The sequence below is a fragment of the Nonomuraea sp. NPDC059007 genome, assembly GCF_042740555.1.
Classification (GTDB): domain Bacteria; phylum Actinomycetota; class Actinomycetes; order Streptosporangiales; family Streptosporangiaceae; genus Nonomuraea.
Genome location: NZ_JBHYJD010000029.1, coordinates 112,134 through 123,869 on the forward strand (window position 1 = coordinate 112,134; position 11,736 = coordinate 123,869).

The following is an 11,736-nucleotide window of genomic DNA, read 5'->3' on the forward strand; positions in this document are numbered from 1 at the left end:
AGCTCAGGCTTGATGGGCAATGAGTCCGTCGAAGCTCTCTCGGAACTCAGTGACGGCGGGTACGGACTGCCATCGCTCCAATTGTCCATCGAGCTCGGCCAACTCTGTGATGATCCGAGCTGACCCGGTTGCCTCGGCGATGCCGAGAGCCTGCAGACCGATCGAAGCTGCCTGCTCTGGTTCGCGTGCACCGACGTACGCGAGTGATTCCCTAGCAAGGTAGACGCCCTTGTCACGGTGACGCATGGGCGGAAGGTTCTCGATGGCAGTTCGAAATCCTTCGGCCGCGTCGGCATGGTTGCCCACGGTGTAGAGGCTCCGCGCACGGTGGATCTCGATGTACGCGTCGTCCATCCATGAACCCCAGGAGAAGGACGGGTCCATGTCTTGATCAGTGATGAGAGTGTGGGCGAGATCGAGCATCTGGTTGGCGTTGCGGCTGTCGCCGGTGAGGGCGTAGCCGTACGCGCCGTTGGTCGCGGCGATTGCACCAAGGCGAGTATCAGGGCGGGCCTGTCTCGACGCTGCTTCTGCAAGGTCGATTGCGGTGAGCCCATCCCGCATGTCGCCGGCCAGCTGGCTCTTGCGCGCGAGGATGAACGTCGTCAGGTCGGGGACTCCTGCGGCATACGACCATTCCAGCGCTCGGTCTGTCCAGAACTGCGCAGAGCGGAAGTTGCCTGCGTCCTGGTAGAGCCAACCGCATAGCTCGGCGTACTGCGTCTGGATGTACTGGAGTTCGCTAGCGTCCGCGCCCCGGTAGCTAAGACGGAGCTGTCGGATGGCGTCGATTTGGCTCTCGACGGCGGGGATGGCTCGGAGCGGGCCTAGTAGGTTGTCGTTGTCGATGAGAACACGTCGCATCTGGCGGAAGTGTTCCGCAGGCTTGAGGCCAGGGGCCATGAGCGGTTGAAGCGAACCATGAGCCCGCGATTGCGCTGACGTCGATGGACTGGCGGATGCTGCCGCCACTACGCCCAGGCCCAGGCCGCTGAGGAATGTACGGCGAGGCAGAGTCACGAAGATGATCCCTCCGTCTTGTGTTCGGCAGGGAATAGCAACCCCTGCCTCCTCTGACTCTGCGGGGAAGTCTGGCGATGGAGCCAGAGCTTGGCGCGTGTTGGCCACATGGTCACGTGGACTGGCCACATGGTTTGCGTGACGAATTCCGTTCGGGTTGGAATCGATGAGACTCCACAAGCGCAGAAGGGCACCGCTGGCGTTGAGTTCTCTGTCAACTGCTTCGGCGAGTTCGCGCGGCGGCTTACGCTCTCCGCGTTCAATTCGAGCCAAGTAGCTGGCGTTATACCGAGTTAGTTCTCCCATTTTGGCTAGCGAGAGATCGCGCCTGTCGCGCCATGCTCGCAACTCAGAGCCCCACAGATGTAGAGGAGAACGATCAGGTGTCAGCTCTCTCCGTGGTTGACCCATGCTGCCTCCACGAGGTCAATGTGGCCATCGGCCTTGGCCACTTCGAAAGTATCGCCGAATTCTTTGAGAAGCGCCAATCTCCAATTATGGGAATTCGCACCGCAGGGGTGCGGCCCTCGATTCGGAGGTGAGCTCTGTGAAGCTCTTCATCGACGTCACCGGCAAGACGTTCATGGTGACGAAGGAAGCGGTTGAGAAGTCCGACCAGAACGGGCGTCAGAAGTCCGAGCGGGAGACCGGCCGACCGATGTGGGTCACGCAGGTCATGGCGCTGGACGAGACGGGCGGCGAGATGATCAACGTCACCACGGCCGGAGAACGGCCCACCGTGACCGTTGGCAACCAGATCGCCCTGTTCAAGCTGGAGGCACTGCCTTGGGCGACCAACGGTCGCAATGGCGTGGCCTTCCGCGCGGCTGACATCAAGCTCGCTGGTGCTTCGGTCAGCAAGTAGACCGCACATCGGAATTTCAGGTTCCGTGCGAAGGATCGAGCAGTACATCCGATCGCGAAGCGATCACACGGCTGTCCAGAGCAGCGACACGTCTCGGGAAGGAAAGGCCGATGGACGAGAACATCACCAAGTTCAAGGACATGCTTCAGTTCAATCCCGATTGTGAGCACCTGGTAGTGAGCTGGGAGCTCTTCGAGCCCAAAGACCAGTCCGGAACCGCCAAGGTCACCGTCGTCTGCCGCGACTGTCGGCAGAGCGTCGTCAAGTGGCTCACTGCCGAGTGATCTCAAGATCACCCGTAGAAAAGCTTTCGCCCGAGGTGACGGACTTCGTCGTCATCCACTTCAGCCTCGAACCCAACGCCCTGTAGGGGATCAGATGAGCAAGAGGGACTCGTACAGCACCGGCGTACAGGACCAGCTCCAAGCCGCTGCTAACGCCAACGACAAGGGCACCGTCGTCAGCATCATCGAAACGGTGATGCAGGAGGACCCCGAGCTTGGTGAAGCGCTCGGACGCAAGGTCATCAGCGACAGCCTGCAAAAGGCTCGTCGCACTCGCTAGATTCCACTGATCGAAAACGCCTGGCCTGAAGGTAGCCGCCTGCAGGCCAGGCACCAGGACGCAGTCCTTACTTCGAAACTCCCCACCTCGCCATGAGGAGAAGAGTCATGCCTAAGCCTACCTTCGGCATGTCCCACCGCAAAGGCGGCTTCGGCCGTCGTGGCAGCTCTGTCACGCTGATTCAGAACAACGTGCAGCACAGCTACCTGCGCACCGCGAAAATCACCTTCTACGTCGTGCTGCCCGTCGTCGGCCTGTTCGTGGCCGTGATCTCCACCTACTACCTGCCGCCCCTGGCCGCCATCCCCATCGGCCTCGTAGCCGGCACTCTGGCAGGCGGCCTGATCGCTGGCGTCATCGCCATCTGGCCCATCCTTCGCGCCATCTGGTGGTGGCTTCCGGAAATCACCCTCGTCGTCCTGCTGATCGGCGGATGGGTGTATCTCCAGGACCGGACCAACCCCATCATCACCGGCCTCGCCTACGCGAGCATCATCGCCGCCATCGGCCTGCCCCCGATCGCACGCCGCTTCATGGTGGCTCTGCTCTGGTGCCTGATCGTCCGGCACCGGCTCCGCACCTGCTTCACCTCCTTCCTGTCCACTGACCGGCACGGCCACTTGCCGTTCATCGGCATGGCCAAGCCCATCCCCGTCGGTGAACGCGTCTGGCTGTGGCTGCGTCCCGGCCTGTCCCTGGAGCATGTCGAAACCCAGCTCGGCCAAATCGCTGTCGCCTGCTGGGCCGCCTCGGTCACGGTGACCAAGGCCAGCACCTCCAACGCCGCCGCCATCTACCTGGACATCAAACGCCGTGATGTCCTGCGCGGCCTGGTCGGCTCCCCCCTCACCGAGGACCTGCCGACCGACATCCCGGCCGCGCCCCGGCCGATTGCCCCTGTTCCGGCTCAGCTCGATCTAGCTGACGTACCGGAAACCGATGACACCGACTCCGCCGAGCGTCCGGCTAAGAAGAACGGCCGACCAGCATCCGTCAACAGCACTCCCGCCCAGACGGCTGCTGACTCTGACCTCGACTGGATCTGACGCGTCGTCCGCTACCGGGAGGACACCCGGCAACTGTTCTCTCGGTGGCGCCACTTCCACACCGTCGTGATCACGCAATGAGGTGACGCTGCCATGCACGCGGCTTTTTCCGAACCTCCGCACACCATCCCGGTAGCGCCATCGATGTCCATGTTCGATCCCGTCTTCATCGGCATCAACGAACTGGGCCATCTGGTCTACCTCGACCTCGTCTATCACAACCTGCTGGACGCCGGTGAGCCCGGCGGCGGCAAGTCCGCACTGATCCAGAACCTCGTCGGGCACGCCTTCCTGTGCCACGACTTCACCCCCGTCCTGCTCGACCCCAAATGGGTCGAACTCGGAATGTGGATGGACGCCGCCGAAGCAGCAGGAGGTGTCTTCGTCGGCCCCGACATCGACAAAGGACTACGCGTCCTGCGACGCCTGCAAAAGGTACTGGACCGGCGCTACGCCTGGCTCGTGGCCCACGGCCGTCGCAAATTCCTGTCCGGCGACTTGATCAAAGTCATCGGCATCTTCATCGATGAACTCGCCTACTACACCGCCACCATCGGCACCCCAGAACAGCAGAAAGAGTTCATCGCCCTGGTCCGCGACCTGGTCGCACGCGGCCGTGCCTGCGCCATGCCGGTCATCGCCGCCACCCAACGCCCCAGCGTGGACATCATCCCCACCAGCCTTCGCGACCTGTTCGGCTACCGGGCAGCCTTCCGCTGCACCACCCCCAACAGCAGCGACATCATCCTCGGCCACGGCTGGGCCTCAGCAGGATTCAACGCCCAGACCATCAGCCCCACCACCCCCGGCGTCTTCTACCTCATCGCCGAAGGCGGCATCCCTCACCTGGTCAAAGCCGCCTACCTGTCCGACGCGCAGATCCACCAGCTCGTCGACTACGTCACCTGGATCCGCCGCAACGACGATCCCCACCCCATGCCACTCGCCGCCTGAACGGAGAACCCATCATGCCCCCCAACGACGACACGGCCCAGGCCATGGCCGACGTGCCCTGGCCTGACCAGGCGCCCACCGACCCCTACCGAGAAGCACTCCCGCTGTGCTGCGTCGAATGCAGCAACAACGAATTCATCAAGACCGTCATCACCACTGACCGAGGCACCCAGGACGCGCTGGAGTGCACCCACTGCCACGAGGTGTACATCGATGACTGACATCAGCCCGGCCGTGCAATGGCTGGAAAGCCCACAGATCATCGAACACACCCGCTGGTACGACGAACTCAGTCGTCCCTACACCTGGCAACTGCCCATGTTCTGGCTCAAGAACGACACCAGCGGCGCAACGCCGATGACCGTCTCCACCTACGCCTACGAGGACTCCGAATGGAGGCCCCTGTGATTTTCGAGGTCTACCGCGCTGATGGTTCCCCGGACATCCGCAACTGGATCATCCAGTGCGACAACCACTGCCTCAACACCATCTCCGTCCTGGACATCCTGACGTCCAGGTGGATTCTCGGCAGGTATCGCAACTGGCGCTGCTACTGCCCCACCTGCGCCGAAATGCTCGCCATGTGCCTCATCTCCTGGGCGCTGGCCTGCCCGGCCTGCGACTCCCCAAAGCTCACCCTCGGCACCGACAGCAACGGCATCGCCGAGGTCATCCTCTGTGACGGCGAATGCCACTCAACCTACCTCGCCGCCGACGGATGGCACTGCACCTGCTGCGGCAACCTCATCAGCCTTCCCGACGTGAACGGAGACTGACATGTCCATCACGATCCTCGACTACGTCGCCGCCAAAGTCGGCATCAAAGACAGCTACACCAGCAATGACCACGTGACCCACGGTGTCAACATCATCGGTGGCTGCGAGAGCTGTGACGCCACGATCGCCAGCTACAACGCCTACCCGTCGAAGACCGGCTACTGGCGCTGCGCCCACTGCATCGGCGACTCCGGATACCCCACGGTCGCCGCCTTCGAGGCCGACACCTTCTAGATCCGGCGTGGGGCCGGACATCTCGCCAAAGAACCCCGGCCCCCGCCCAAACAAGCCCACTCCCAGCGACCAAGCAAAGGAGCAGAACCGTCATGCACTCTATTCCAGTTCCGGCTGCGCGGATACCGCAGCTCGAACAGCTCAACGCCGTCCCCGGTACCCGCGTCGTCTTCTACGACCCCACCGGCAGCCAGTACGGCCTGCCCACCTACCCCTGGAAATGGGCACCCAAGCACCTCAAGACCCGACGTCAACTCACCGCCCTCGGCCTGCGCCCCGGCGGACAAGCCCCCGTCGCCCAAATCCTGTGGCGCAAAGGCGGCCGATTCGCCTACCTCTACGACATCACCCGCGCCCTGCCCAAGCGCACGCCCACCGGCAAGCAACTCGACGCCCTCGACAAAGCCACACGCGCGCGTCGCACCAAGCGGAGCGCCTCATGAGCCGCACCGTCGAAACACCCGACTACGCCGCGTTCCTCAAAAGGATCATCCGCGCCTACAGCAAGCGCATCGCCGAAGGCGACATCGAAGCCCTCGCCGACCTCGCCGGCGTCGTCACCGAACTCGACCACGCCATCACCCAAGCCATCATCCAGCTGCGCGCCAGCTACGGCTACTCCTGGGCAGACATCGCCCGCCCCCTCGGCATCACCCGCCAAGCCGCCCAACAACGCTGGGGCGGTGAGCGCCCATGAGCGCCGGAACCGTCTACCTGCTGCACTTCGAACGGCCCTACAAGCACGCCCGCCACTACATCGGCTGGACCGCCGGCGACCTGAACCACCGACTTCGCCAGCACCGCAACGGCAGCGGCGCACGCCTCATCCAGGTCATCACCGCCAACGGCATCGGCTTCGTCGTCGCCCGCCTGTGGGACGGCGGACGCAACCTCGAACGCTCCCTCAAACGACGCGGCGGAGCCTCACGCTGCTGCCCCCTATGCGGCATAACCCCCCGCGTTACCGGCTGGAACCAGCCCGACAGCCCGGCCGAGACCGCCTGCTTCATGCCCTGCACGGTCAGCCTGGTAGCCGCCAACTGCGGCTGCCCACGCACCAGAACCATCGCCGCATCCTTACTCGCCAGCGCACCCATCACCTGCGGCGACTGCTTCCAGGCATTCACCTCGCTCCCCAGGAGCACACCATGAGCAAGAGCAACCGGCTCGAAGACGCCATCCAGCTCATCATCCTGCTCCTCGTCGGCCTCATGGCCGGAGCAGCCTCCTTCACCCACGTCCACGAATGGACCATGGCCAACAGCCCCGCAGGAACCGGCGAATGGTTCGGCTGGGCCAACGCCGTCATCTCCGAACTCACCCCCACCGCCTCCGGCCTGGAAGTCCGACGCCGCAAGCGCAACGGCCAACCCATCGCCTACCCCATGGCCGTACTCATCGCCTCCGCCGCCCTGTCCATCGCGGCCCAAATCGCCGTCGCCAAACCCCACCCCACCGGCTGGCTGATCGCCGCCATCCCCGCCCTGGCCTTCCTCGCCCTCACCAAACTCGTGCTCTCACGCACCACCACCCCACCGGCGACAGCCGTACCCGAATCCGCAAACGCGCTCCAAACTGCGGTCACGCCTCCTGCCCACGAGGACCAGGAACACGCGGACACCACCGACCGCACCCTCCAGCGGCCCCCGGCCCTGCCGGTCTTGAACCTGCCCACCCCCGCCCTGGAAGGACACCGCTAACCCATGCCCACCCAGCTCGACATCGCTTCGGCGCTGGCTCTCACCCCCGGAACCACTTCCCTGGCTCCGGGCGTGGGGGCGAACACCGAAACCCCCTCGTTCGGTCCGTTCGCGCACCAACCAAGTCAGCAGATCCGCAGTGCCCTGCAACGCGCCGTACGACCCGATTATCCTGTCTGGCTGCGGCACGTCGAATCAGCTGCAGCCTGCACTCACCCTGTCCGGCTGCAAGGCACCCTGGCCACCGTCGACACCCGCACCGGCGAGATCCTTACCCACCGGCACACCACCACCCTGCCCGATGGCGTGATCTACAAAGCCTGCGGCAACCGCCGTCACACCGTCTGTCCCTCCTGCGCCACTCTTTACCAGGCCGATGCCTTCCATCTCGTCCGCGCGGGCCTGGTCGGCGGGAAAACCGTCCCCACCTCGGTCCGGCACCATCCAGCCGTGTTCGCCACCTTCACCGCGCCCACCTTCGGCGAGGTGCACACCCGCGTCGTGCGCAATTGCACCTGCCGTGACAAAATGCGCTGCACCTGCCGCGCCGAACCCTGCCACGCCCGCCGCACCCCCGAAACGTGCCCACACGGTACGCAGCTCGCCTGCTGGCGACGCCATGGTGTTGGGGATGAGCACCTTGGCCGGCCCCTGTGCCCGGACTGCTACGACCACGCCCACCACACGGTGTGGAACAACCAAGCCGGAGAACTCTGGCGCCGCACCAAACAAGAGGCCGAACGTCACCTCAACAAGCAAGCCCGCTCTCGCGGCCTGCCCCGCGTCCGGCTCTCCCACGGCAAAGCCGCCGAATACCAAGCACGCGGAGCCGTGCACTTCCACGTGCTGCTGCGCCTGGACGGCATCGACCCTGACGACCCCGCCCTGATCCTCCGGCCACCAGACGCCTTCACCGCAGACGACATCGTGGCCGCTGTCGAACACGCCGCCGCACATGTCACCTACCGCACCAGACCACACCCGGCCCGGCCGGACGGCTGGCCCATCGCCTGGGGCTGCCAACTCGACGCCCGCCTCATCACTCTCTCAGCATCCGGTGACGCCCTCGACGACCAAGCCGTCGCCGCCTACCTCGCCAAGTACTCCACCAAAGGCACCGAAGCCACCGGCCATGTCTCCCGTCGCCTGGACGCCGACTCCGTCGGGCTGTACGCCAACCCTCGCGGCACCCACACCGAACGGCTCATCGCCGCCGCATGGACACTCGGCCAAGAAGACGGCTGGGACAGTCTGCGCAGGTGGGCCCACATGCTCGGGTTCGGCGGACACTTCCTCACCAAAGCCCGCCGCTACTCCATCACCTTCACCGCGATCCGCGAAGAACGAGCCGCCCACAAACGCGCACAAGCCCTCAACAGCAACGACCCGATACCCGGGCAACCCCCCGAGACAACGGCATTTCACCGTCAAGCAAACCTTGACGCCAAAACCGAGGAAACCACCCTCGTCATAGGATTCCTCACCTACGCAGGCACCGGCTGGCACAGCACCGGTGACCAACTCCTCGCCAACACGGCAGCGGCACAAGCGCGCGAACGAAGTCGAGCAGGACGCGAAGAACTCGCCCACGAGAACGGCAGCAGTTCAGCGACCACACCGCTCGCAGCCTGACCCAGCCTCAGACCGCGAACGGAGCACCTCACGTGACCCTCATCAGCATGGATCGCACCTGGACACCCGAGGACGTTTCCACGTACCTCGGTGTGCCCGTTGCCACGCTCTACCAGTGGCGGCACAAGCGTAAAGGCCCTAAGAGCCGTCGTGTTGGCAAGCACATCCGGTACAAGCCCGACGACGTCCGGGCCTGGTTCGAGGATCAGGAGTAGACCCGTGGGCTACACCAAGGACCTGTGGACCCGGCCTGACCCGACCGGAGTGACTAAGAACGGCAAACCCGTCCGGGTCCGCACCGCACGCTGGGGCAACGGCAAACGCTGGCTCGCCTGCTGGCTCGACCCCGATGGCGCGGAAAGGACCAAAGCCTTCCGCACCCAGACCGACGCCAACGCCTATTGGCAAGCCATGGAGACCGACAAGCAACGCGGCGACTACCACGATCCCAACGCAGGCAAGGTCTTGTTTGGCGCTCTGGGAAAGCGCTGGATCACTTCACGTGTCTGCGACCCGGCCACATTGGTTCGTTACGAAAGCGTCTACCGGTTGCACGTCGAACCCGTCTTCGGTCGTCGCCAGGTCCGCACCGTCACTCCTTCGGAGATCCAAGCCTGGCTAGGACAGCTCGCCGAACGGTTCGAACCCTCCACCCCGATCGCGGCGTTCCTCGTCCTTCAAGGCATCTTTAATCTGGCCGCCGCCGATAAAGCGATCAAGACCAGCCCGGCGAAATCCTCAATCATCCAACGGCCCCGGCACCAAGCCGGAGAGATCCAAGCCTGGCCTGACGGATGGGTCAACGGCATGATCGACGCCCACCCCGAACCACTGCGCTGCATGCCCCAACTCGGCGCGTCCTGCGGCCTACGTGAAGGCGAGATCTTCGGCCTCGCCGTGGAGGACTTCGACTTCGACAACCAAGTCCTGCGCGTCCGCCGACAGATCAAATACCTCAACGGTGTCTATGTCTACGCCCTGCCCAAGAACGATCGCGAACGCATCGTCCCCCTCGCCGACTGGACCATCGAGGCCGTTCAGCAACACCTCAACACCCACCCAGCACGCGAACACACCCTCCCCTGGGAGAAACCCGACGGGCCACCCCGCACCCACACGATCCTGTTCCGCTGGCCGGTCATCGGAGCGCATGTCCATGCCCGCACCTACAGCGAACAGATCTGGAAACCCGCTCTCGTCAAGGTCGGCATCATCCCCGCCCCCTCACGAACACCCAAACCCGAGCAACCCGGCCGCGACGGCAAACGACGTACTCGCCTCCGTTACGCCACCACCCGCCGCCAGGGAACACACCAACTCCGCCACTACTACGCCAGCATCACTCTCGCAGGCGGTGTCTCCATCAAAGAACTCGCCGAGTACCTCGGCCACACAGACCCGGCCTTCACTCTCCGCCGTTACGCCCACATGCTTCCCAGCTCACATCAACGCGCTCGGGACGCGATCCACGATCATTTCGCCCGTACCGAGCCCTAACAAGATCACGGAACAGGTACGGAACAGAGCTTGATCACTAGCGCTAATAGTCTCGTCTGCTAAGAACGCGTCCTCTGCTGGTACAACAACAGAGGACGCGTTTGTGCTGTTCAGAGCTACCGCACGGGCAATCCGGTCACGGCCCGGCCGATGATCAGGCGCTGGATCTCCGACGTACCCTCGAAGATGGTGTAGATCTTGGCGTCGCGGTGGAAGCGCTCCACTGGGTGGTCGCGGGTGTACCCGGCTCCGCCCAGGATCTGGATGGCCTGCTCGGTCACCCACACCGCCGTCTCGCCCGCCACCAGCTTCGACATCGACCCCTCCGCCTGCTCGAACTGCCGCCCGTTGCGCGCCATCCACGCCGCCCGCCAGGTGAGCAATCTGGCCATGTCCACCCGGGTTGCCATATCGGCAAGGAGGAAGGCGATCGCCTGGTTCTCGCCGATCTTGCGGCCGAACTGCTCGCGTTCCGTGGCGTAGTCGCGGGCGTACTCGTAGCCGGCTCGGGCGATGCCCACCGCCATCGCGGCAACGGACGGACGGGTGGTCTCGAAGGTGCGCATGGCGGCCTGTTCGCCCGAGCGCTCGCCGTTGCGGACGCGGGCCAGGCGGGACTCCAGCTTCTCCTGCCCGCCGAGCAGGCAGGCGGCGGGCAGGCGTACCTGATCGAGGACGACCTCGGCGGTGTGCGAGGCGCGGATGCCGTGTTTCCTGAACTTCTGGCCCATGGACAGGCCGGGCGTTCCGGGCGGGATGACGAACGAGGCCTGGCCGCGGGTCCCCAGCGCCGGGTCCACGGAGGCGACGACGACGTGGACGTTGGCGATGCCGCCGTTGGTGGCCCAGGTTTTGACGCCGTTCAGGATCCAGTCGCCGGAAGGGTCGCGTTCGGCGCGGGTGCGGATGGCGCCGACGTCGGAGCCGGCGTCGGGCTCCGAGGCGCAGAAGGCGCCCAGCTTGACGTCGTTCTCGGTGCCGAACATCTGGGGCAGCCACTCCCCCATCTGCTCGGGCGTGCCGTTCGCGGAGAGCGCGGCGGCGGCCAGCCCGGTCCCGACGATCGACAGGCCGATCCCGGCGTCACCCCAGAAGATCTCCTCGAACGCGACCGGCAGCGCCAGCCCGCTCTCCTCGAACCATTGGGTGGCGAAGAAGTCCAGCGAGTACAGCCCGATCTTGGCGGCTTCCTGAATGACGGGCCAGGGAGTTTCCTCGCGTTCGTCCCATTCGGCGCCGGCGGGGCGGATGACGTCGCGGGCGAAGGTCCGCACCCACTCCCGCACTTCGCGCACATCACCACTGAGCTCCGGACAAAAGCCGCTCATCTCGCTGCTCCCTGAGATTTCCTGGTACGGCGTAGCCGCATGGATGCCGAATGCCCGCATGTCCGGAACAGGCATGCGCACCCGCCCACGGATCCCCCAGGCCGAAAAGTTACCGCCGG

Annotated in this window: 18 protein-coding genes and 1 pseudogene; 16 read left to right on the forward strand and 3 right to left on the reverse strand. The window is 64.7% G+C overall.

What is annotated here, in order from left to right:
* Positions 1 to 3: 3 nt before the first annotated feature.
* Positions 4 to 864, reverse strand: coding sequence for a hypothetical protein (locus ACFWY5_RS37165; RefSeq protein ID WP_379637586.1), 861 nt, complete (start codon positions 862 to 864; stop codon positions 4 to 6).
* 345 nt (positions 865 to 1,209) lie between these two features.
* Positions 1,210 to 1,431: pseudogene (locus ACFWY5_RS37170) on the reverse strand (helix-turn-helix domain-containing protein); the annotation flags it as partial.
* A gap of 136 nt (positions 1,432 to 1,567) precedes the next feature.
* Between ACFWY5_RS37170 and ACFWY5_RS37175 the strand changes: the two are divergent.
* From ACFWY5_RS37175 to ACFWY5_RS37250, 16 genes are all read left to right on the forward strand, one after another.
* On the forward strand, positions 1,568 to 1,885 hold the full coding sequence (locus ACFWY5_RS37175) for a hypothetical protein (RefSeq protein ID WP_379637555.1): 318 nt from the start codon (positions 1,568 to 1,570) through the stop codon (positions 1,883 to 1,885).
* 110 nt (positions 1,886 to 1,995) lie between these two features.
* The gene (locus ACFWY5_RS37180; RefSeq protein ID WP_379637556.1) at positions 1,996 to 2,169 is read left to right on the forward strand and encodes a hypothetical protein; all 174 of its coding nucleotides are present in this window, start codon (positions 1,996 to 1,998) and stop codon (positions 2,167 to 2,169) included.
* Positions 2,170 to 2,263: 94 nt separating this feature from the next.
* Positions 2,264 to 2,449 (forward strand): hypothetical protein, encoded by a 186-nt coding sequence (locus ACFWY5_RS37185; RefSeq protein WP_379637557.1) that lies wholly within the window; start codon positions 2,264 to 2,266, stop codon positions 2,447 to 2,449.
* Between the two features lie 92 nt (positions 2,450 to 2,541).
* Complete coding sequence (locus tag ACFWY5_RS37190) at positions 2,542 to 3,495, forward strand: hypothetical protein (protein WP_379637558.1); 954 nt, start codon at positions 2,542 to 2,544, stop codon at positions 3,493 to 3,495.
* 150 nt (positions 3,496 to 3,645) lie between these two features.
* Positions 3,646 to 4,449 carry an FtsK/SpoIIIE domain-containing protein gene (locus ACFWY5_RS37195; protein WP_379637559.1) on the forward strand — a complete coding sequence of 268 codons (804 nt, stop codon included), beginning with the start codon at positions 3,646 to 3,648 and terminating at the stop codon, positions 4,447 to 4,449.
* 14 nt (positions 4,450 to 4,463) lie between these two features.
* Positions 4,464 to 4,670, forward strand: coding sequence for a hypothetical protein (locus ACFWY5_RS37200; RefSeq protein ID WP_379637560.1), 207 nt, complete (start codon positions 4,464 to 4,466; stop codon positions 4,668 to 4,670).
* A complete protein-coding gene (locus tag ACFWY5_RS37205) occupies positions 4,663 to 4,857 on the forward strand; it encodes a hypothetical protein (RefSeq protein ID WP_379637561.1) in 195 nt (64 codons plus the stop codon). Before ACFWY5_RS37200 ends, ACFWY5_RS37205 begins: the two co-directional genes overlap by 8 nt.
* Complete coding sequence (locus ACFWY5_RS37210; RefSeq protein ID WP_379637562.1) at positions 4,854 to 5,225, forward strand: hypothetical protein; 372 nt, start codon at positions 4,854 to 4,856, stop codon at positions 5,223 to 5,225. Before ACFWY5_RS37205 ends, ACFWY5_RS37210 begins: the two co-directional genes overlap by 4 nt.
* Before the next feature lies 1 nt (position 5,226).
* Positions 5,227 to 5,460, forward strand: coding sequence for a hypothetical protein (locus tag ACFWY5_RS37215; RefSeq protein WP_379637563.1), 234 nt, complete (start codon positions 5,227 to 5,229; stop codon positions 5,458 to 5,460).
* Positions 5,461 to 5,552: 92 nt separating this feature from the next.
* Positions 5,553 to 5,903: an RRQRL motif-containing zinc-binding protein gene (locus ACFWY5_RS37220; protein ID WP_379637564.1), complete on the forward strand. Its 351-nt coding sequence runs from the start codon at positions 5,553 to 5,555 to the stop codon at positions 5,901 to 5,903.
* A complete protein-coding gene (locus ACFWY5_RS37225; RefSeq protein ID WP_379637565.1) occupies positions 5,900 to 6,157 on the forward strand; it encodes a hypothetical protein in 258 nt (85 codons plus the stop codon). The genes ACFWY5_RS37220 and ACFWY5_RS37225 overlap by 4 nt, the downstream gene beginning before the upstream one ends.
* Positions 6,154 to 6,612, forward strand: coding sequence for a hypothetical protein (locus tag ACFWY5_RS37230; RefSeq protein WP_379637567.1), 459 nt, complete (start codon positions 6,154 to 6,156; stop codon positions 6,610 to 6,612). Before ACFWY5_RS37225 ends, ACFWY5_RS37230 begins: the two co-directional genes overlap by 4 nt.
* On the forward strand, positions 6,609 to 7,160 hold the full coding sequence (locus ACFWY5_RS37235) for a hypothetical protein (RefSeq protein WP_379637568.1): 552 nt from the start codon (positions 6,609 to 6,611) through the stop codon (positions 7,158 to 7,160). Before ACFWY5_RS37230 ends, ACFWY5_RS37235 begins: the two co-directional genes overlap by 4 nt.
* Positions 7,161 to 7,163: 3 nt before the next feature.
* Positions 7,164 to 8,792 carry a replication initiator gene (locus tag ACFWY5_RS37240; protein WP_379637569.1) on the forward strand — a complete coding sequence of 543 codons (1,629 nt, stop codon included), beginning with the start codon at positions 7,164 to 7,166 and terminating at the stop codon, positions 8,790 to 8,792.
* A 32-nt stretch (positions 8,793 to 8,824) separates the two neighbouring features.
* Positions 8,825 to 9,007 carry a helix-turn-helix domain-containing protein gene (locus tag ACFWY5_RS37245; RefSeq protein ID WP_379637570.1) on the forward strand — a complete coding sequence of 61 codons (183 nt, stop codon included), beginning with the start codon at positions 8,825 to 8,827 and terminating at the stop codon, positions 9,005 to 9,007.
* Positions 9,008 to 9,011: 4 nt separating this feature from the next.
* Positions 9,012 to 10,289: a tyrosine-type recombinase/integrase gene (locus ACFWY5_RS37250; protein WP_379637571.1), complete on the forward strand. Its 1,278-nt coding sequence runs from the start codon at positions 9,012 to 9,014 to the stop codon at positions 10,287 to 10,289.
* 116 nt (positions 10,290 to 10,405) lie between these two features.
* Here ACFWY5_RS37250 and ACFWY5_RS37255 read toward each other — a convergent pair whose 3' ends face one another.
* Positions 10,406 to 11,617 (reverse strand): acyl-CoA dehydrogenase family protein, encoded by a 1,212-nt coding sequence (locus ACFWY5_RS37255; RefSeq protein WP_379617973.1) that lies wholly within the window; start codon positions 11,615 to 11,617, stop codon positions 10,406 to 10,408.
* Between the last annotated feature and the right edge of the window lie 119 nt (positions 11,618 to 11,736).